Below are 20,360 nucleotides of genomic sequence, written 5' to 3'. Positions count from 1 at the left end.
AAAGGCTGAATCCCATGCTCCGATACCTGACGGCCGGGGAATCCCATGGCCGCGCGCTCGTCGCGACCATCGAGGGAATCCCCGCCCACGTCCGGCTGAGGTCCGACGACGTCGCCGAGGCCCTGGCGCGGCGCCGGCTCGGCGTCGGCCGGGGTGCGCGCATGAAGTTCGAGGCGGACGCCGTGACGCTGCTCGCCGGCGTCCGGCACGGGGAGACGCTGGGCTCGCCGATCGCGATCATGGTCGACAACACCGAGTGGCCCAAGTGGGAGACGGTGATGGCGTCCGATCCGGTGGACGCCGACGTGATCGCCGCCCAGGCCCGCAACGCGGCGCTGACTCGGCCGCGGCCCGGCCACGCCGACCTGGCCGGCATGCAGAAGTACGACTGGGACGAGGCTCGGCCGATCCTGGAGCGTGCCTCGGCGCGGGAGACGGCGGCCCGCGTCGCGATCGGGCGGGTCGCCTCGAACTTCCTCGAGCAGGCGCTCGGGGTGACCTTGGTGAGCCACGTCGTCGAGATCGGGCCGGTCGCGTCCGACGGGGAACACCTGCCGACGGCGGCCGACCGTGACGCCATCGACGCCGACCCGGTGCGCTGCTTCGACGCAGCCAGCTCGGCCCGCATGCTCGCCGAGATCGACGCGGCCAAGGCCGAGGGGGACACGATCGGCGGCGTCGTCGAGGTGGTGGTGCACGGGCTACCCGCGGGCATCGGCTCCCACGCGTCGGGGGATCGGCGGTTGGACGCCCGCCTGGCCGGCGCGCTCATGGGCATCCAGGCCATCAAGGGTGTCGAGGTGGGTGACGGGTTCGAGCTGGCCCGCACCCGCGGCAGCCTGGCCCACGACGAGATGGCCACCGACGACGGACGCATCCGGCGACTGTCGCACCGTTCCGGCGGCACCGAGGGCGGCATGAGCACCGGTGAGGTGGTGCGCGTCCGGGCCGCGATGAAGCCGATCGCCACTGTGCCGCGCGCGCTGCGCACCGTCGACGTCGCCACCGGCGAGGCCGCGCAGGCCCACCACCAGCGCTCCGACGTGTGCGCGGTGCCGGCCGCCGGGGTGGTGGCGGAGGCCATGGTCGCCCTGGTGCTGGCCGAGCTGTGCCTGGAGAAGTTCGGCGGCGACTCGGTGGCCGAGACCGCCCGCAACCACGCCGCCTACCTCGCCCGGCTCGCCGAGCGGGGCCTGGCGTGAGCACGCTCGCCCTCATCGGCGCGCCCGGCGCGGGCAAGAGCACGGTCGGGCCCCTGCTGGCGGCCCGGCTGGGACTGGACTTCGTCGACGTCGACCAGTGGATCGAGGCGGCGCAGGGACGCCGCGTCCGCGACCTGTTCGCCGCCGACGGCGAGGCGGCGTTCCGCGCGATCGAGCGCGACGCCACCCTCACGCTGCTCGCCCGTCCCGGCGTCGTGAGCCTGGGCGGCGGTGCGCCGCTGACCCCGGCGGTGGCCGAGGCGCTGGCGTCCCACACCGTGGTGTGGTTGCAGGTGGACGCCCGCCACGCCCTGCAGCGCATCGGCGTCGACGACGGCGGCAGTGAGTTGCGCGCCCCCGTGGGGCTGCGCGGCCGCCTGATTGCCCTGCTCAACGAGCGGACGCCGGTCTACCGGTCGCTCGCGACCCACACCGTCGACACCTCGGCCCGCACCCCCGACGCCGTGGTGGACGACATCGTGGCGCTGCTGGGGGTGGCGGCGTGACGGTCGTCCAGGTCAACGCCGAGCGTCCCTACGACGTGACCGTGGGCCGGGGCATCGTCGCCGGCCTGCCCGCTGCCCTCGGTGGGGCGACCCGCGTCGCCGTCGTGCACCCGCCCGTGCTGGCCGACGCCGCGCGCCGGCTGACCGCCGACGTTCCGGCGCAGGTCAGCCTGCTGGAGGTGCCCGCGGGGGAGGACGCCAAGACCGCCGCCGTGCTGGCCGACCTCTGGGGCCGGCTCGCCGAGGCGGGCTTCACCCGGGGCGACGCGATCGTCGGCTTCGGCGGGGGAGCGACCACCGACCTCGCCGGGTTCGTCGCGTCCAGCTGGCTGCGCGGCGTCCGCTACGTGAGCGTTCCCACGACCCTGCTGGCCATGGTGGACGCCGCGGTCGGCGGCAAGACCGGCATCAATCTGCCGCACGGCAAGAACCTCGTGGGCGCGTTCTGGGAGCCGGCAGCGGTGTTCTGCGACCTCGACTTCTTGGGCACGCTGCCGGCCGATGACCTGCGCGGCGGCCTGGCCGAGATGGTCAAGCACGGCTTCATCGCCGACGAGCGCACCCTGGAGCTCTTCGAGGCCGACCCGGCGGCGATGCGCGACCCGGCGTCCGACGCGTTGGCCGAGGCCGTGACGCGTTCGATCGCGGTGAAGGCGGCCGTGGTCAGCGGCGACCTGCGGGAGGCGACGTCGGTCGGGGGCCGGGTGGGCCGCGAGCTGCTCAACTACGGTCACACCCTCGGCCACGCCATCGAGCGGCGCGAGCACTACCGCTGGCGCCACGGGTACGCCGTGAGCGTCGGCGTCCGCTACGCCGCGTTGCTCTCGGCGCGGCTGGGCCACGCCGACGACGGCTTCGTCGCCCGGCACACCGACATCCTCGCCTCGGTGGGGCTGCCGCTGACCTACGCGCCGGACGCCTTCGCCGAACTGCGCGCCACGATGAACCTCGACAAGAAGACCCGCGGCGCCGCGCTGCGCTTCGTGCTGTTGGACGCCGTGGCCGCGCCCTTCATCGCCGAGGCGCCGGATGAGCGGGTGCTCGAGGCGGCCTACGCCGACCTCACCGCCTGATGTACACGCCGAAGCACTTCGCGCTCGACGACGCCGGCACCCGCGCCCTGCTCGCCTCCGCCGAGACCGCGGAGCTGGTGACGGCGCACCCGACGGGGCCGGTGGCCACCCTGCTACCGCTCACGCACCGGCCGGATCCGGACGGGGTGGGGTTCGGCTCGCTGATCTTCCACGTGACCCGGGTGAACCCGGTGTGGCGCGACGTCGGCCTGGGGGATGCGCTCGCGATCCTGGCGGGACCCCACGGGTACATCGACGCCGACTGGTACGCCTCGAACGCGGCCAGCCCGGGCGTCCCGACCTGGAACTACGTGACCGTGCACGCCTACGGGCGGTTGGTGGTGCACGACGACCCCGCGTGGGTGCGCGCGGCGGTGGAGGAGATGTCGGAGCGCTTTGATTATGACGCTGGCCGTGTCGAAGCGGGCGCGTTCGAGCGCATGCTGCGGGCCATCGTCGGGCTGGAGCTGCCGATGCGCCGGATCGAGGCCAAGGCGAAGTTGAACCAGAACCGGACGCCCGCCGACATCGAGGGCGCGGTGGCCGGGCTGCGGACCGTCGGTGGTGCCGAGCTGGCCGCACAGATGGAGGAGATCAGCCTGCCGCACGCGCGGGCGCGGGAGACCCTCGTGGCCGACGTCCGCGCACGGCGTGGAGACCCCGGGTGCCCGAGCTAGTGCCGCTGACCGGCAGACCGGTTGACGCCGGCGACAGGTCCCGAAGGTCTCCCTGACCGGGGAGGCGTCGCCACCATCCAGCACAATGTGCACGCATAGACACTCGCTTGTGGGCCGCACTGACAACGCGAACACGCGGACGGGCGGCCACCCGCACGCACATTTGCCGCGGGTCGATCGTGCCGGTGGCCGGATGTGCCCTGAGTCTTGCAGTTGGACCATGTGTCGACTAAAATCGACACATGGTCGAGGTCTACAGCACCGATGACTTCGACAGGTGGCTGCGCAAGCTGAAAGACCGCGAAGGTCGGCTGCGGATCCTGTCCAGGATCGACCGTCTGGCCCACGGCAATCCTGGCGACGTCAAGGGCGTGGGTCGCGGGGTCTGGGAGCTTCGCCTGACCTATGGACCGGGCTATCGGGTCTACTACGCACAACGCGGCAACCGCGTCGTGCTCCTGCTGTGCGGAGGCGACAAGTCCACGCAGCCGAACGACATCGCCACAGCACAGCGGCTCGCGACCGAATGGCACACCAAGGAGGAGGGATCATGACCACCGAGCAGTTCCGCCGCTTCGACCCGGCCGACTACCTGGAGAACATCGAGGACGTCGCCGCATACCTGCAGATCGCCCTGGAGGACTCGGCCGACGACCCCAGCGCAGTGCCCCGCGCCCTGGGTGTCATCGCCCGCTCGGGCAACATGAGCGAACTGGCCCGCACAGTCGGAATGAGCCGTGACGGTCTCTACAAAGCACTGTCCGACAACGGCAACCCCACCTGGTCCACCGTCCTCAAGGTCTGCGAAGCTCTTGGACTCAAGCTCACCTTCCACGCCGTCGCGTAACGCCTCAAACTGCCGCGGTGAGGGTGCGCGTCCCCATGGCCCCTGGTGACGATGCCGGAAATGTCGCCTCCTGCTTCGTCGACAGCCACGCCGTCGTCTCGATCGCTCGGCACGGCTACCACCGGGTCGCCTACCTGATCGCCAGCGGCACGGTCGCGGGCCACGAACGCACACCCGACTTCGCACGACAAGGAGGCGCACAACCGAAACTGCCGCGCATGGACCCGGTCCTATTGATGGTGGACCGTGCCTGCCGGTGGAGCTTCAGGACCGTCTCTCTTGCATGCCTGAGGGATCAGGCGCGTTTGGCGCGGATACACGGCTCTCGTCAACTGCTTCGATACACAGCTCCAAGAGGTAGGCACTCAGGGGTACCGCTGCATCTGCAGTTGCGTCGATATCCTCCCCCTCCAAAGTGATCAGCCCACCCGTGTCGATCTCCATCTGGGCCCAGAAATTCTGGATCTTGCGAAGCAGGGCTAGGGCCTCAACGTAGAGGTCAAGGTCAGGATTCTTGTCGATGTCGACGAGGTACTTGCCCAGCTCGTGGGTGAGCTCGTGACGATGCGAGTAGATGGATTGCAGCCGGTCTGCCTCAGTTGAGGTGATGGCCTCAGCTCTGACGAGCCACGCCACCGATCCGCGGAAGCGGTTCGGTCGTCCGCCCTGAAGCGACGGCTCAAGCACGTCGCGTGTGTATGCATCCTCATCGTAGAGCTGCGTGGACCCGTCGAAGCCCCTCCAATAGTACTCACGAACTTTGTCCAAGATCGCTGACTTCAGCAACTCATGCGTTAGCTGAAACAAGCCCGCAAAAGCCAGGGTGAACCGCAAGCTCGGAGGGGTCAGCTTCTCGCGAAGTAAGTCGGCGTACTCTTCTCGTGTTCGGCCCCCATACGGCGCTCTTGGTCGCTGGGCTGCGTCATCCACGCCACCAGCGTAACCGGAGTTTGCGCGTCCTTCGTTCTACCTGCCCCCGGGAAGCGTCCACTGATACCGCTGCCGTCGCGCTGGACAAGCACTGAGGCCACCGAGTCGAACGTTGTTGGCGCCTCAGAATCCCGGGCCGGAACTCTTCTTGCAGTACCTCCCGGGGGAAATAGGTGAGGCACGTGCCGACGCCCAGGCCGCGGGCCCCTCGACCAGCCCTGCACGAGATCGCATGTGTCTGGGTCAGGAGGCGTGGATGGCCGGTGGTAGGGCGCTGAGCTTGCGAGCATGCCGTTGGCGAGGGTGACGTCGTTGGGGTGGTATGTGGCCGGTGGGCCTACGCCCGCTGCCACCGCAGTGAGCAGGATCGCCGCGACGCCATGCAGGCCTGGCTTCACCAGTACAACCGGCATCGTCCGCACACGACTTGTGGCACGTGGCCGTCCTCGCCACGATTGATCAACGTTCCCGGTCAGTCCACCGGGTCGACGTCGTCCCTCAGACCGTCCCCAGAGATCGGCGAAATGGCGTTGCCCTGGTCAAACCGCCCTAGTCAGGCTGCGTTCGCAGCCCCCCTGGCGCTACGGTTGCCCGCATGATCCTCCTTCGCTGCCCCCGGTGCGACCAGGTGGCCGAACTCGACGATCTGATGTGCTGCCAGTGCGGCGCCGAGCTGGGGTTCCACCCGCCGAGCCTCACGATGGTGACGTGCGGCCCCACCGGCACCACGACCGACGACGGCCGCTGGGTGTGGTGCTCGCAGCGCGACCGGCTGAACTGCAACTGGCTGCGCGACCTGGCGCTCGACACCGAGGAGTGCTTCGCCTGCCATGTCGTGCGCCGGCGTCCGGAGGCCGACCAGGACTCCGCCTGGGAGAAGCTCGCGCAGGCGTCCAGCCCCAAGCGGCGGCTGCTGGTCCAGCTGGCGGTGCTGGGGTTGCCCGTCGAGACGTTCCGCGACCAGAAGGGCGGGCTGGCGTTCGACCTGCTGTCGTCGAAGTCCAGCGGCGAGAACGTGACGATCGGGCACTCCAACGGCGTCATCACGATCGACCTCGCCGAGAGCCTCGACGACCACCGGGAGAAGCTGCGTGTCCAGCTGGGTGAGCCCTACCGCACGATGCTCGGCCACTTCCGCCATGAGGTGGGGCACTACTACCAGTGGAAGCTGGTGGAACAGACCGACTTCATCGGCGAGAGCCGCGCGCTGTTCGGTGACGAGCGCGCCTCCTACAGCGACGCGCTCGACCGGCACTACGCGCAGGGCGCCCCGGAGGACTGGCACGAGTCGTTCATCTCCGAATACGCCACGATGCACCCCTGGGAGGACTTCGCGGAGACGTTCGCCCACTACCTCCACATCACCGACACGCTGTCGACGGTGGCGCTGGGCGGCGTGGTGCTGCAGGGGGAGCGCTCCGACGGCGTCCTGGAGCGCGACGTCGTGCCCCGCGTGAGCTACGCGGAGGCGTCCACCGAGGAGATGGTGGACGACTGGCACTGGCTCTCCTTGCTGCTGAACCGGGCCAGCCGCGCCATGGGACGCCGTGACCTCTACCCGTTCACGCTGCCGGAGCCGGTCGTCCGCAAGCTCGACTTCGTGCACCGGGTGGTGGGCGCGACCGGACGGGTCACGGACCGGCCGATCCTGATCGGCGCGGCCGAGTAACGTTCATCCATGACCACGGCCTTCCACGCGGACTCGACCGACCTGCCCGAGAAGGAGGTCCTGACCTGGGAGCGCTTCGGCAGCGCCTGCCGCGAGCTGGCCCACCAGGTGGCCGACTCGGGCTTCGCGCCGGAGGTCATCATCGCCGTGGCGCGCGGCGGACTGCTGCCGGGTGGCGGCCTGTCCTACGCGCTGGGCTGCAAGCTGTCCGACGCCATCAACGTCGAGTTCTACACCGACGTGCACGAGACGTTGCCCGACCCGGTGCTGCTGGCTCCGATGCTGGACACCGAGAACATCCGCGGCAAGCGGCTGCTCGTGGTGGACGACGTGGTCGACTCCGGCCGCACGCTCGAGCTGGTGCTCGACCTGCTGCGCGAGGTCGGGGCCGAGGCCCGCAGCGCGGTGCTGTACGCCAAGCCGACCACGATCTGCCACCCCGACTATGTCTGGGCGCACACCGACCGGTGGATCGCCTTCCCCTGGAGCGCCGAGCCGCCGGTCACCGCCACGCGCGGCGAGGCCTGAGCCGGGCTGGGCCGCCCGGGGCGGGTCGTCCGGCATCGCGGCGCGGTACCGCAGGGCGTTTCGTGCCCGGGGGCTGGCCCGGGTAGCATGGTCCGCCGAACCCACACGCACGTCGAAAGGGACGCCGCATGCCCACGATCTCCACCAACGATCTCAAGAACGGCACCGTTCTCGACCTGGACGGCCAGCTTTGGCAGGTCATCTGGTTCCAGCACCACAAGCCGGGCAAGGGCAACACCGTGGTCCGCAGCAAGCTGAAGCACGTGCTGAGCGGCAAGGTCGTCGACCGCACGTTCAACTCCGACACCAAGGTCGAGAGCGCGAACGTCGACAAGCGTGAGATGCAGTACCTCTACCACGACGGCCACGCCTATGTGTTCATGGACACGAGCACCTACGAGCAGCTCCCCATCGCCGACGAGGTGGTGGGCGACGCGTCCGACTACATGCTCGAGAACCAGATGGCCACGGTCGCGACCCACGACGGCGACCCGCTCTACATCGAGCTGCCGGCGTCCGTGGAGCTCGAGATCACCTACACCGAGCCGGGCCTGCAGGGCGACCGCAGCTCCGCCGGCACCAAGCCCGCCACCCTCGAGACAGGCAAGCAGATCCAGGTGCCGCTGTTCATGGAGCAGGGCACCCGCGTGAAGGTCGACACCCGCGACGGCAGCTACCTCGGCCGGATCAGCGGGTGACCAAGAACCGCCAGAACACCACGCGCGGGAAGGCCCGCAAGCACGCCCTCGACATCCTGTACGAGGCGGACGTGCGCGGTGCCGACCCCCGCGAGATGCTCGCCGACCGCATCGCGCTCGGCGAGCGGACCGTCCGGCCGTTCACGATCGAGATCGTCCAGGGCGTCACCGATCACGGGGAGGCGCTGGACGCCACCCTGCGGGACGCCCTCGCCGAGGGCTGGTCGGTGGAACGCATGCCGTCGGTGGATCGCTGCCTCGCCCGCATCGGGTTGTTCGAGCTGGCCCACACCGACACCCCGGCCGCCATCGTGGTGAACGAGGCCGTCGACCTGGCCGCTGAGTACTCGACCCCCACCTCGCCCGGATTCCTCAACGCGCTCCTCGCCCGCGTGGCGCGCGACCGCGAGGGTGCCGAGGCCACCCCTGCGGTGGCCGACGCACCCGCCGCCGACGACGACGCACCCGCGGCCGAGGCCGGGACGCCCCCGGTGGCGGCCCAAGGGGCGGGAGACGCACCCGCCCCGTGACCCGATAGGGAAGGATCACCCTCATGGCGAGCCACAGTGACACCCCCGCCCTCCTCGTGTTGGAGGACGGCCGGGCGTTCCGAGGGGTTTCCTTCGGGGCCACCGGCGAGACGTTCGGCGAGGCGGTGTTCGCCACCGGCATGTCGGGCTACCAGGAGACGCTGACCGACCCGAGCTACCGCCGTCAGGTGGTCGTCGCGACCGCCCCCCACATCGGCAACACCGGCTGGAATGACGAGGACGACGAGTCGAGCCGCATCTGGGTCGCCGGCTACGTCGTGCGCGACGTGAGCCGCGTCCGGTCGAACTGGCGCAGCAACCGCAGCCTGGACGAGGTGTTGCGCGCCCAGGACGTCGTCGGCATCGCCGAGATCGACACTCGCGCGCTCACCCGCCATCTCCGCGAGCGCGGCGCCATGCGCGTCGGCATCTCCACGACCGATCTGGACGCCGACGCCCTGCTCGGGCGCGTGCGCGAGCAGCCGCCGATGGCCGGGGCCAACCTCGTCTCCGACGTCACCGTCGACGAGCCGGTGGTGTGGGAGGCGCAGGGGGAGAAGCGCTTCACCGTCGCGGCGGTGGATCTGGGCATCAAGTCCATGACCCCCGAGCAGATGAGCCGGCGCGGCATCGAGGTGCACGTGCTGCCGGCGAGCAGCACCCTGGCCGACATCACGGCGCTGGGCGCCGACGGGGTCTTCTTCAGCAACGGCCCGGGCGACCCGGCGGCGGCCGACGAGGCGGTCGCCCTGCTGACCGACGTGCTGGACGCCGACCTGCCCTATTTCGGCATCTGCTTCGGCAACCAGATTTTCGGCCGCGCGCTGGGTTTCGGCACGTACAAGCTCAAGTACGGCCACCGCGGCATCAACCAGCCCGTGATGGATCTGCGCACCGGACGCGTCGAGATCACCTCGCAGAACCATGGCTTCGCGGTGGACGCCCCGGCCGGCGTCGGGACGCCGACCCGCTGGGGCGAGGCGTGGGTCAGCCACGTCTGCCTCAACGACGACGTGGTGGAGGGCCTCGAACTGCGCGACGCGAGCGGGCGCGTCCGAGGCTTCAGCGTGCAGTACCACCCCGAGGCCGCCGCCGGCCCGCACGACTCGGCCTACCTGTTCGACCGCTTCCTCGCCGTGATGGCCGACCACCGTGCAGACGACCAGGAGACGAACTGACATGCCCCGTCGCACCGACATCGAGTCCATCCTCGTCATCGGCTCCGGTCCGATCGTCATCGGCCAGGCCTGCGAGTTCGACTATTCGGGCACCCAGGCGTGCCGCGTGCTGCGCGAGGAGGGGTTCCGGGTCATCCTGGTGAACTCCAACCCGGCCACGATCATGACGGACCCCGAGTTCGCCGACGCCACCTACATCGAGCCCATCACCCCCGCGATGGTCGCGAAGGTCATCGAGGCCGAGCGGCCGGACGCGATCCTCGCGACCCTGGGCGGGCAGACGGCGCTGAACACCGCGGTCGCGCTCCACGAGGACGGGACGCTCGCCAAGTACGGCGTCGAGATGATCGGCGCAAACTTCGAGGCGATCCACAAGGGCGAGGACCGGGAGAAGTTCAAGGAGATCGTCAACGGCCTCGACGTGCCGGGCGCCCACCCGGAGTCGGCGCGCTCGTTCATCTGCCACACCCTCGACGAGGTGCTGGCCGCCGCCGGCGAGCTGGGCTACCCGCTGGTGCTGCGGCCGAGCTTCACGATGGGGGGTGTGGGCTCGGGCTTCGCCCACGACGAGGACGAGCTGCGCGCCATGGCCACGACCGGCCTCGCGGCGTCCCCGGTGACGGAGGTGTTGGCGGAGGAGTCGATCCTGGGCTGGAAGGAGTACGAGCTGGAGGTGATGCGCGACCGGTCCGACAACGTCGTCATCATCTGCTCGATCGAGAACTTCGACCCGATGGGCGTCCACACCGGCGACTCGATCACCGTCGCGCCGGCGATGACGCTGACCGACCGCGAGTACCAGGCGATGCGCGACGTCGCGATCGCGGTCATCCGCGAGGTGGGCGTCGACACCGGCGGCTGCAACATCCAGTTCGCCATCAATCCCGACGACGGCCGCATGGTCGTCATCGAGATGAACCCGCGCGTGAGCCGGAGCTCCGCGCTGGCGTCCAAGGCCACGGGCTTCCCGATCGCGAAGATCGCCGCGAAGGTGGCCGTCGGGTACACCCTCGACGAGATCCCCAATGACATCACGTCACGCGGGGTGACCCCCGCGGACACCCACGGAGGGGGGACACCCCCCGCCGACACCCCCCTGTTCTATCCCGCCTCCTTCGAGCCGACGCTGGACTACGTGGTGGTCAAGGTGCCGCGGTTCGCGTTCGAGAAGTTCCCCGGCGCGGAGGACACGCTCACCACGCACATGAAGTCGGTCGGCGAGGCCATGGCGATCGGCCGCAACTTCACCGAGGCCCTCAACAAGGCGCTGCGCTCGCTGGAGGACCCGAAGGCGCCGTTCGACTTCACCGGTGACCTGCCCGACAGCCTGGACCACGTGCTGGACGCCGCGGCCCGCCCGCAGGACGGCCGCCTCTCACTGCTCATGCAGGCCATCCGCCTGGGCGCCACGACCGAACAGCTCCACGAGGCCACCGGCATCGACCCGTGGTTCTGCGACCAGCTGCAGCTCATCGGCGAGGTCGCCAACGCCGTCGCCGAGGCGCCCGCCCTGACGCCGGAGCTGCTGCGCCGCGCCAAGCGGACCGGCCTGTCGGACGCCCAACTGGCCGCCCTGCGCCACAGCAGCGAGGACGTGATCCGCGGCGTCCGCTGGGCGCTCGGCATCACGCCGGTGTTCAAGACCGTCGACACCTGCGCCGCCGAGTTCGCGGCGAAGACGCCCTACCACTACTCCTCCTACGACGAGGAGACCGAGGTCGCGCCGCGCACCAAGCCGGCCGTGCTGATCCTCGGTTCGGGGCCCAACCGCATCGGCCAGGGCATCGAGTTCGACTACTCGTGCGTGCACGCGGCGCTCGCGCTGCGTGAGGCCGGCTACGAGACGGTGATGGTGAACTGCAACCCCGAGACGGTCTCGACCGACTACGACACCTCCGACCGGCTGTACTTCGAGCCGCTCACCCTGGAGGACGTGCTCGAGGTGTACCACGCCGAGCAGGCCGCGGGCCCGATCGCGGGCGTCCTGGTGCAGCTCGGCGGGCAGACGCCGCTCAAGCTCGCCCAGGCGCTCAAGGACAACGGCGTGACGATCGTCGGCACCCCGCCGGAGGCGATCAACCTGGCCGAGGAGCGCGGCGCGTTCGGCGACGTGCTCACCGCCGCCGGGCTGCCGGCGCCGAAGTACGGCATGGCGCAGTCGGCCGCCGAGGCGATCGAGATCGCCAACGGCGTCGGCTACCCGGTGCTCGTCCGCCCCTCCTACGTGCTCGGTGGGCGCGGCATGGAGATCGTCTACGACGACGCGAGCCTGACCGAGTACATCGAGCGGGCCACGTTCATCACCCCGCAGGCGCCCGTGCTGGTCGACCGGTTCCTCGACGATGCGATCGAGATCGACGTCGACGCGCTCTACGACGGCACCGAGCTGTACCTCGGCGGCGTGATGGAGCACATCGAGGAGGCCGGCATCCACTCCGGCGACTCCGCGTGCTCGCTGCCGCCCATCACGCTCGGCGCCGACGTGATCGACCGGATCCGCCAGTCCACCGAGGCGATCGCGCGCGGCGTGGGCGTCCGGGGGCTCATCAACATCCAGTTCGCGCTGCAGTCCGACGTGCTCTACGTGCTCGAGGCGAACCCGCGGGCGTCGCGTACCGTGCCGTTCGTGTCGAAGGCGACGGCCACGCCGCTGGCGAAGGCCTGCGCCCGGCTCATGCTGGGGGAGTCGATCGACGACCTCCGCGCCGCCGGCGTGCTGCGGGCCGTCGGCGACGGCGCGACCGAGCTGGCGGGGGCGCCGATCGCGGTGAAGGAGGCGGTCATGCCCTTCAACCGCTTCCGGACGGCCGATGGCGCGTCGGTCGAGTCGCTGCTGGGGCCCGAGATGAAGTCGACCGGCGAGGTGATGGGGCTGGACGGCAACTTCGGTGTGGCCTTCGCGAAGAGCCAGACCGGCTCCTACGGCGGGCTGCCGATGAGCGGCACCGCGTTCGTGTCGGTCGCGAACCGCGACAAGCGGCACGCCATCTTCCCGGTCAAGCGGCTCTCCGACCTCGGCTTCACCATCGTCGCGACCGCCGGCACGGCGCAGGTGCTGCGACGCAACGGCATCGAGGTCACCGAGCTGCGCAAGGCCAACGCCGGCGAGGCCGAGGACGGTCGCAAGAGCGTGCTCGAGGCGATCCTTGGCGGCGAGATCGACCTGATCTTCAACACCCCGCAGGGCGCCGGGGCGGGCGGTGAGCCGCGCCGCGACGGCTGGGCGATCCGCTCGGCGGCCGTGCTGCGCGACATCCCGTGCATCACCACCGTGCAGGGGCTGGCGGCGACGGTGCAGGGCATCGAGGCCGCGCAGTCCGGCGGCATCGGCGTCCGCTCACTGCAGTCCTGGAACGCCGCCCTCACCGGCGCGACCGAGGGGTGAGCGTGGCCGGGGCGTCCTGGGCGCCGGAGACCGACGCCCCGGTGACGCTGCGCGATGTCACGCTGGGGCGCGGCCCGGTGAAGGTGATCGTTCCGATCGTGGGCGAGACCACCGCCGAGTTGGTGGACGCCGCCGCTGCGGCCGCCGCGGCCGGGCCCGACATCGTGGAGTGGCGGGTCGACGGCTTCGGCTCCGCGCAGCCGGACGCCGTGCTGGCCGCGGCGGCGGCGGTGGTGGACGTGCTCGGCGGGCGTCCGCTGCTGTTCACGTTCCGCACCGCGGCCGAGGGGGGCGCGCGGGTCATCGCGCCCGAGGCCTACGTGGCGCTGCACGCCGCCGTGATCGCCGCGGGCCTGGTGGAAGCGGTCGACGTCGAGCACCGGTTCGACGTCGCGGCCGGCGACGCCGTGCTGGCCGCCGCCCGCGCGGCCGGCGTCGCGGTGATCGGCAGCGCGCACGACTTCGCCGCCACGCCGGACGCCGACGCGCTCGTCGCGCTGTTGACGGCGATGCAGCACCGGGGTTTCGACGTGGTCAAGGCGGCCGTGATGCCGCACGACCCGGGCGACGTGCTGGCCCTGCTCGACGCGACCTGGACGATGGCCAGTGCGCACCGCGCCACCCCGGTGATCACGATGGCGATGGGGGAGCTCGGCGCCCTCTCGCGCATGGCGGCGCCGGTGGTCGGCTCGTGCGCGACGTTCGCGATGCTCGGCCGGGCGTCCGCGCCGGGGCAGCTGCCGCTCGCGGAGCTGAAGCCGATCCTGGCCCGCCTGTCGATGGACTAGGCTTTCCGGCGTTTCCCCCAGGCTCGCGCACGTGTGGTGCGTGCGCCCGTCCCCCGGTGAGAAGGAGTCATCACTCATGGTCGCCGTCGCGCTGATCGGGCTCTCCGGGTCGGGCAAGTCCACGCTCGGCCCCCTGCTCGCGCAGCGCCTCGGGGTGCCCCACATCGACGTGGACGCCGCGATCGAGCGCCGCGAGGCCCGCAGCATCCGCGCCATCTTCGACACCGACGGCGAGGCCCACTTCCGGGCGCTGGAGCGCGATCGCACGCGGGAGTCGCTCGCCGGCGACGCCGTGGTGAGCCTGGGCGGGGGCGCCCCCATGACGCCGGCCGTCGCGGACGCCCTCGCCGGCCACCCGGTGGTGTGGCTGCAGGCCGACCCGGCCACCGCCGCCCGCCGCGTCGGCGACGACCCGAACCGGCCGTTGCTCAGCGGTTCGGACGCCGTCGCGCGGCTCGAGGCCATGCTCGCCGAGCGCGGCGCCACCTACGCCCTCCTCGCCACCCTCGCCGTGGACACCGCCGACGCCGATCCCGCCGTGCTGGTGGAGACGATCGCCGCGCACGCGGAGTCCTTCCGAGCCGCGACCCCGGCTTCCCCCGAGCACGTCGGTGGTTCAGCGGGTGACGTCGGCCGCGCCGGCCGAAGCGCCGGCGTCCGGGCCGCGGTCGTGGCCCACGGGTACCGGCGGGTGCTGCGGCCGGTATTGTTCCGCGCCCGCGGCGGGGATCCCGAGCGCATCCACGAGGACATGATTGCCGGCCTGGCCCGGTTGGGGGACACCCCCGGCGTCCGCGCCGCGGTGGGCGCGCTGACGCGCACGGCGTCCGACCCGGTCGAGGTGGCCGGCATCACCTTCGGCGGTCGGGTGGGCCTGGCCGCGGGCATGGACAAGGACGGCCGCGCCGCGCTCGCCTGGCAGCACCTCGGCTTCGCGTTCGCCGAGCTCGGCACCGTCACGGCACGGCCGCAGCCCGGCAACCCACGCCCGCGGATGTTCCGGGCGCCGGCGTCCGGTGGCCTCGTCAACCGCATGGGCTTCAACAACGGCGGCGCCGCCGCCCTCGCCGCCCGACTGGCGTCGGTCGGGATCGTGCGGAACAGCAGCCGGGAGAACGGCCCGGCCGGCATCCCGCTCGGCATCTCCATCGGCAAGTCGAAGGACACCGCGCTGGACGACGCGGTCGGCGATTATCTGTTCTCCCTGCGCGCGGTCGCCCCGCACGCCGACTACGTGGCGATCAACGTGTCCAGCCCCAACACGCCCGGGCTGCGCTCGCTGCAGGACGGCGGCGCGCTCGCCGAGCTGTTGGGGGCACTGGTCGCCGAGACCCGCACCCTCGACGCCGCCCGGCCGGTGCCGGTGTTCGTGAAGATCGCCCCGGATCTGAGCTGGAGCCAGGTCGACGAGGTGCTCGCCACCGCCACCGACGCGGGGGCGTCCGGCATCATCGCGACCAACACGACCCTGTCGCGCGACGGGCTGGCGCCGGCCGATGCGGCGCTCGCCCACGAGGCCGGGGGGCTCTCGGGTGCCCCCCTGACGCAGCGTGCCCGCGCCGTGGTGCGGCACGTGGCCGCGCACACCGACCTGCCCGTGATGGGCTCGGGCGGAGTGATGACGCCCGACGACGCCGTCGCCCTGCTGGACGCCGGCGCGTCGTTGGTGCAGCTCTACACTGGCTTCGTCTACGCCGGGCCGGCGCTCATCGCCGGCATCAACGCCAGGAGGTGACACCCGTGCCCACGTATCGGCAGCGGTTGAAGGAGATCACGGCCCAACGGGGCAACCTGTGCGTCGGCATCGACCCCCACCCCGGGGTGTTGCAGGCGTGGGGGCTGCCCGTGTCGGTGGCCGGCCTGGAGCAGTGCGCCCGGGGCGTGGTCGCGGCGCTCGGGGGGTCGGTGGCCGTGTTCAAGCCGCAGTCGGCTTTCTTCGAGGCGTACGGTTCGGCAGGCGTGGCCGTGCTGGAGCGTGTGCTGGCCGACATCCGCACCGCCGGGGCGCTCTCGATCGTGGACGCCAAGCGCGGCGACATCGGCTCCACCATGCGCGCCTACGCGCAGGCCTACCTGACCGACGACTCCCCGCTGGCCGGCGACGCGGTGACCCTGTCGCCCTACCTGGGGTTCGCCTCCCTCATGCCGGCGTTCGAGGCGGCGATCGCGTCCGACCGGGGTGTGTACGTGCTGGCCAGGACGTCGAACCCGGAGGGGGCCGGCGTCCAGCTCGCCCTGGGGCAGGAGGGGTCGGTGGTCCAGGAGATCATCGACGCCGCCAAGGCCCTCAACACCTCGGCTCGGACGCGCGCGATCGGCCTGGTGGTGGGCGGGACGCACGACTCGCTGGGGTGCGACGTCGGCGACTTCAACGGCTCGATCCTGGTGCCCGGCATCGGGGCGCAGGGCGGTGCCGTGGCGGACCTGCCCGACCTGTTCGGGCCGGCGTATGCAAACGTTTTGCCGATGGTGGGGCGCGGCATCCTCGGTGCCGGGCCCGACACGTCGGCGCTCGTGGCGCGGGCGCGCGCCTTCGGGGCACAGTGATTGCTACCCTTTCGGGTACCCGCCCTTTCGGGTGGGATGCCAGAACAGCCCCAGAACGACCATGACGGAGCCCGACGTGTCCATTCCGCAGCTCACCACTGAACAACTCCAGGCTGCCCGTGCGGCCGCGACGCAGGCGCGCCGCGTCCGAGCGGACCTGAAGGCGAAGGTGCGCACCGGCGCCCTGTCGCTGTCCGAGGCGCTCGACGTCGCGGGCGGCGACGAGGTGCTCGCCCACGTCAAGGTCGTCGACCTGCTGAAGTCGCTGCCGCGCGTGGGGGAGAAGCGTGCCGCGGCGGTCATGGAGCGGCTCGACATCGCGTCGAACCGTCGCGTCCGCGGGCTCGGCCGCCACCAGGTGGCCGGCCTGAAGGCCGAATTCAAGTGAGTTCCGGCATCACGGTCATCTCCGGGCCCGCCGGTGTGGGCAAGGGAACCGTGGTGTCACACCTCGTCGCCGCGCACCCCGAGATCTGGGTGTCGGTGTCGGCGACGACGCGCCCGCCGCGCCCCGGTGAGGTCGAGGGCCGCCACTACCACTTCGTCAGCGAGAGCGACTTCGATGCGCTCGTCGCCGGCGACGGCCTGCTCGAGTGGGCCGTCGTGCACGGCCGCCACCGCTACGGGACGCCGGCGGAGCCGGTGCGTCGCGCGGCGGACGCCGGCCGCGTCGTGGTGTTGGAGATCGACCTGGCCGGGGCCCGCCAGGTGCGCAAGGCGCTCCCGGAGGCGCTTTCGGTGTTCCTGGCTCCGCCGGACTGGGACACCCTGGTGGGGCGCCTCGCCGGCCGGGGCACGGAGACCAGCGAACAGGTGGAGCGCCGGTTGCAGACCGCCAAGGTGGAGTTGGACGCGGCCCAGGAGTTCGACCACGTGGTCGTCAACGACGATGTCGAGGGCACCGTCGGGCAGCTGGTAAGCTTGCTGGGCTTGTAGTCACAAGCCCCCCATCCCACATTTGCGAGAAGGTTGAATGAGCACGCATGTTCCCGAGGGGATCACGAATCCCCCGATCGATGAGCTCCTGACCAAGGTCGACTCCAAGTACCGCCTGGTGCTGTTCGCCGCCAAGCGCGCGCGGCAGATCAACGCGTACTACAGCCAGCTCGGTGAGGGCCTGCTGGAGAACGTTGGCCCGCTGGTCGACACCACCGTGCAGGAGAAGCCGCTGACGATCGCGCTGCGCGAGATCAACTCCGACCTGCTGGAGTGCGGCGACATCGACCCCGAGGCCGAGGCGCAGGCCCGCGCCGCGGCCGAGAGCGACCCCGAGTTCTCGTTCGACCCGTTCGACCCCGACGACCTGGCCTGAGCGCCGGCCGTCTGACGCCAGCGTGAGCCGCATCGTCCTCGGGGTCTCCGGGGGAATCGCCGCCTACAAGGCGTGCGAGGTGCTCCGTCGGCTGTCCGAGGGCGGCCACGAGGTCACGGTCGTGCCGACGCCGAACGCGCTGATGTTCGTGGGCGAGGCCACGTGGGCGGCCCTGTCGGGGCGTCCGGTGGCGACCGGGGTCTTCGAGCACGTCCACGAGGTGCCCCACGTGCGGCTGGGCCGGCAGGCCGAGCTGGTGGTCGTGGCGCCGGCGACCGCCGACCTGCTCGCGCGGGCGGCGTCCGGACGGGCCGACGACCTGCTGACGAACACCCTGCTCACCGCGTCCTGCCCGGTGCTCATGGTGCCGGCGATGCACACCGAGATGTGGCTGCACCCGGCGACCCGGGCCAACGTGGCGACGCTGCGGGAGCGGGGTGTCATCGTCATGAATCCGGCCGACGGACGCCTGACCGGCGCCGATTCCGGCCCGGGGCGGCTGCCCGAGCCGGTGGACATCGTCGCGGTGGCGACCTCGCTGCTGGACGACCCGGCCACGGTGGACGCCGTGCGGCGCCGCGACCTGGACGGCCGCCATGTGGTGGTCAGCGCCGGCGGCACCCACGAGGCTCTCGACCCCGTCCGCTTTCTCGGCAACGCCGCGAGCGGCTTGCAGGGCGTCGCCCTGGCGCGCGCCGCGGCGCTGCGCGGCGCGACGGTGACGCTGGTGGCCGCGCACGTCACCGCCGCGCTGCCCGCGGGGGTGCAGGTGCAGCGGGTGTCGTCGACCGCCGACCTGGCAGACACCATGACCGGCCTGGCCGGCGAGGCGGACGCCCTCGTCATGGCTGCCGCGCCGGCCGACTTCACCCCCGCGCGGCCGAGCGAGGGGAAGATCAAGAAGGACGGCGACGCCGGGCTGAGCATCGACCTGGTGCAGACCACCGACGTGCTCGCCACGCTGAGCCGTCACCGGCCGCGTCCGCAGACGATCGTGGGCTTCGCGGCGGAGACCGCGGCGTCGGCCGACGCGTTGGTCGCGCTCGGCCGCGCCAAGCTGGCGCGCAAGGGCTGCGACCTGCTCGTCTGCAACGACGTGAGCGGGGGCGCGGTGTTCGGCCGGGCGGAGAACAGCGTGGTCATCGTGTCCGCCGAGGGCGTCGTGGGCGAGGCCGCCGGCGACAAGTCCGTGATCGCCCACCGCATCTGGGACGCCGTCGTGGCGTCGGAGAAGGAGAAGGACCGTTGAGCCGTCTGTTCACGTCGGAATCGGTGACCGAAGGCCACCCCGACAAACTGGCCGACTCCGTGAGCGATGCCGTCCTCGACGCGCTGCTCGCCGACGACCCGCGGTCGCGGGTCGCGGTGGAGACGCTGGTGACGACGGGCACCGTGGTGGTCGCCGGTGAGGTGTCGACCGAGACGTACGCCGACATCGCGGGCATCGCGCGGCAGCGGATCCTGGCGACGGGTTACGACCACGCCGGGGCGTCATTCGACGGCAAGTCGTGCGGCGTGCTGGTGTCGCTGGGCAACCAGAGCCCCGACATCGCGCAGGGCGTCGACCGGGCGGAGGAGTCGCGCGACGGCACCGGGGTGGAGGATCTCGACCTGCAGGGTGCCGGTGACCAGGGCCTCATGTTCGGCTACGCGTGCACCGACACGCCGTCGCTGATGCCGCTGCCGATCGACATCGCCCACCGGCTGTCGGAGCGGCTCGCCCTCGTGCGTCGCGAGGGGATTCTGCCCTGGGTGCTGCCCGACGGCAAGACGCAGGTGACGATCGAGTACGACGGCGACCAGGCGGTGCGGGTGGACACGGTCGTCGTGTCGACCCAGCACACCGAGGACGCGTGGCGTGACGGCATCATCAAGTCGGCCCTCGTCGAGAATGTCGTGAACCCGGTGCTGGCCGACTACGCGATCGCCTCTGGTGACAAGAAGACGTTCGTCAACCCGACGGGCAAGTTCATCATCGGCGGCCCCATGGGCGACGCGGGGCTCACGGGCCGCAAGATCATCGTCGACACCTACGGCGGCATGGCCCGCCACGGGGGCGGGGCGTTCTCGGGCAAGGACCCGTCGAAGGTGGACCGCTCGGCGTCCTATGCGATGCGCTGGGTGGCGAAGAACGTGGTGGCCGCGGGGCTCGCCGAGCGGTGCGAGGTGCAGGTGGCCTATGCCATCGGCCGCGCCCACCCGGTGGGTTTCTACACGCAGTGCTTCGGCACCGAGCAGGTGCCGGTGGAGCAGATCAACGACGCCGTGCTGGCGACCTTCGACCTGCGCCCGGCCGCGATCATCCGGGACCTCGACCTGCTGCGGCCGATCTATTCGAAGACGACCAACTACGGCCACTTCGGCCGCGAGTTGCCCGAGTTCACCTGGGAGCGGACCGACCGCGCGGACGCCCTCGCCGCGGCCGTCCGGGGCTGAGCCCGCGGGCGGATCGGCGCCGGCGTCCGATTGTCGGAGTCTGAGCCTAGGATC

At 71.3% G+C, this 20,360-nt stretch carries 21 protein-coding genes; 20 read left to right on the top strand and 1 reads right to left on the bottom strand.

Annotated features, from left to right (window positions below):
* The first annotated feature begins 14 nt into the window (after positions 1–14).
* From aroC to PCC79_RS08935, 6 genes are all read left to right on the top strand, one after another.
* Positions 15–1,202 (top strand): chorismate synthase, encoded by a 1,188-nt coding sequence (gene aroC, locus PCC79_RS08960; RefSeq protein WP_342371629.1) that lies wholly within the window; start codon positions 15–17, stop codon positions 1,200–1,202.
* Entirely contained in the window at positions 1,199–1,708 is a 510-nt protein-coding gene (locus PCC79_RS08955; RefSeq protein WP_232547857.1) for a shikimate kinase, read from the top strand. Before aroC ends, PCC79_RS08955 begins: the two co-directional genes overlap by 4 nt.
* Positions 1,705–2,781: a 3-dehydroquinate synthase gene (aroB, locus tag PCC79_RS08950; RefSeq protein ID WP_232547858.1), complete on the top strand. Its 1,077-nt coding sequence runs from the start codon at positions 1,705–1,707 to the stop codon at positions 2,779–2,781. Before PCC79_RS08955 ends, aroB begins: the two co-directional genes overlap by 4 nt.
* On the top strand, positions 2,781–3,458 hold the full coding sequence (locus PCC79_RS08945; protein ID WP_342371628.1) for an FMN-binding negative transcriptional regulator: 678 nt from the start codon (positions 2,781–2,783) through the stop codon (positions 3,456–3,458). Before aroB ends, PCC79_RS08945 begins: the two co-directional genes overlap by 1 nt.
* A gap of 242 nt (positions 3,459–3,700) precedes the next feature.
* Positions 3,701–4,012, top strand: a complete 312-nt coding sequence (locus PCC79_RS08940; protein ID WP_342371627.1) for a type II toxin-antitoxin system RelE/ParE family toxin — start codon at positions 3,701–3,703, stop codon at positions 4,010–4,012.
* Positions 4,009–4,305, top strand: a complete 297-nt coding sequence (locus PCC79_RS08935; RefSeq protein WP_232547861.1) for an addiction module antidote protein — start codon at positions 4,009–4,011, stop codon at positions 4,303–4,305. Before PCC79_RS08940 ends, PCC79_RS08935 begins: the two co-directional genes overlap by 4 nt.
* Before the next feature lie 264 nt (positions 4,306–4,569).
* Here the strand turns inward: PCC79_RS08935 and PCC79_RS08930 are convergent, their stop codons facing one another.
* The gene (locus PCC79_RS08930) at positions 4,570–5,235 is read right to left on the bottom strand and encodes a hypothetical protein (RefSeq protein ID WP_342371626.1); all 666 of its coding nucleotides are present in this window, start codon (positions 5,233–5,235) and stop codon (positions 4,570–4,572) included.
* 595 nt (positions 5,236–5,830) lie between these two features.
* On the opposite strand from PCC79_RS08930, the gene PCC79_RS08920 reads away from it, so the two are divergent.
* The 14 genes from PCC79_RS08920 to metK all read left to right on the top strand — a co-directional run bounded on the left by PCC79_RS08920 (position 5,831) and on the right by metK (position 20,306).
* Positions 5,831–6,904, top strand: a complete 1,074-nt coding sequence (locus PCC79_RS08920) for a zinc-binding metallopeptidase family protein (protein ID WP_342371625.1) — start codon at positions 5,831–5,833, stop codon at positions 6,902–6,904.
* Positions 6,905–6,913: 9 nt separating this feature from the next.
* A complete protein-coding gene (locus PCC79_RS08915) occupies positions 6,914–7,432 on the top strand; it encodes a phosphoribosyltransferase (RefSeq protein WP_232547864.1) in 519 nt (172 codons plus the stop codon).
* Between the two features lie 128 nt (positions 7,433–7,560).
* Positions 7,561–8,130 carry an elongation factor P gene (gene efp, locus PCC79_RS08910; protein ID WP_232547865.1) on the top strand — a complete coding sequence of 190 codons (570 nt, stop codon included), beginning with the start codon at positions 7,561–7,563 and terminating at the stop codon, positions 8,128–8,130.
* Positions 8,127–8,660 (top strand): transcription antitermination factor NusB, encoded by a 534-nt coding sequence (gene nusB, locus PCC79_RS08905; RefSeq protein ID WP_342371624.1) that lies wholly within the window; start codon positions 8,127–8,129, stop codon positions 8,658–8,660. Before efp ends, nusB begins: the two co-directional genes overlap by 4 nt.
* Before the next feature lie 23 nt (positions 8,661–8,683).
* Positions 8,684–9,838, top strand: coding sequence for a glutamine-hydrolyzing carbamoyl-phosphate synthase small subunit (gene carA / locus PCC79_RS08900; RefSeq protein ID WP_342371623.1), 1,155 nt, complete (start codon positions 8,684–8,686; stop codon positions 9,836–9,838).
* A gap of 1 nt (position 9,839) precedes the next feature.
* Positions 9,840–13,223, top strand: a complete 3,384-nt coding sequence (gene carB / locus PCC79_RS08895; protein WP_232547868.1) for a carbamoyl-phosphate synthase large subunit — start codon at positions 9,840–9,842, stop codon at positions 13,221–13,223.
* Between the two features lie 2 nt (positions 13,224–13,225).
* Positions 13,226–14,011: a type I 3-dehydroquinate dehydratase gene (gene aroD / locus PCC79_RS08890; protein WP_232547869.1), complete on the top strand. Its 786-nt coding sequence runs from the start codon at positions 13,226–13,228 to the stop codon at positions 14,009–14,011.
* A gap of 76 nt (positions 14,012–14,087) precedes the next feature.
* A complete protein-coding gene (locus PCC79_RS08885; protein ID WP_342371622.1) occupies positions 14,088–15,746 on the top strand; it encodes a quinone-dependent dihydroorotate dehydrogenase in 1,659 nt (552 codons plus the stop codon).
* Positions 15,747–15,751: 5 nt separating this feature from the next.
* Positions 15,752–16,558: an orotidine-5'-phosphate decarboxylase gene (pyrF, locus tag PCC79_RS08880; protein WP_342371621.1), complete on the top strand. Its 807-nt coding sequence runs from the start codon at positions 15,752–15,754 to the stop codon at positions 16,556–16,558.
* 61 nt (positions 16,559–16,619) lie between these two features.
* Positions 16,620–16,946 carry an integration host factor, actinobacterial type gene (mihF, locus tag PCC79_RS08875; RefSeq protein ID WP_342371620.1) on the top strand — a complete coding sequence of 109 codons (327 nt, stop codon included), beginning with the start codon at positions 16,620–16,622 and terminating at the stop codon, positions 16,944–16,946.
* Positions 16,937–17,494: a guanylate kinase gene (gmk, locus tag PCC79_RS08870; RefSeq protein ID WP_425325671.1), complete on the top strand. Its 558-nt coding sequence runs from the start codon at positions 16,937–16,939 to the stop codon at positions 17,492–17,494. Before mihF ends, gmk begins: the two co-directional genes overlap by 10 nt.
* 37 nt (positions 17,495–17,531) lie before the next feature.
* On the top strand, positions 17,532–17,870 hold the full coding sequence (gene rpoZ / locus PCC79_RS08865) for a DNA-directed RNA polymerase subunit omega (protein WP_269779066.1): 339 nt from the start codon (positions 17,532–17,534) through the stop codon (positions 17,868–17,870).
* 22 nt (positions 17,871–17,892) lie between these two features.
* Positions 17,893–19,119, top strand: coding sequence for a bifunctional phosphopantothenoylcysteine decarboxylase/phosphopantothenate--cysteine ligase CoaBC (coaBC, locus tag PCC79_RS08860; RefSeq protein ID WP_232547874.1), 1,227 nt, complete (start codon positions 17,893–17,895; stop codon positions 19,117–19,119).
* The gene (gene metK / locus PCC79_RS08855) at positions 19,116–20,306 is read left to right on the top strand and encodes a methionine adenosyltransferase (RefSeq protein WP_232547875.1); all 1,191 of its coding nucleotides are present in this window, start codon (positions 19,116–19,118) and stop codon (positions 20,304–20,306) included. The genes coaBC and metK overlap by 4 nt, the downstream gene beginning before the upstream one ends.
* Positions 20,307–20,360: the final 54 nt, after the last annotated feature.

It is taken from the genome of Propioniciclava soli (assembly GCF_038502305.1).
GTDB classification, from domain to species: Bacteria; Actinomycetota; Actinomycetes; order Propionibacteriales; family Propionibacteriaceae; genus Propioniciclava; species Propioniciclava soli.
Note: the sequence above shows the minus strand (reverse complement) of the source record. Positions and strands in the feature narration are given on the sequence as shown.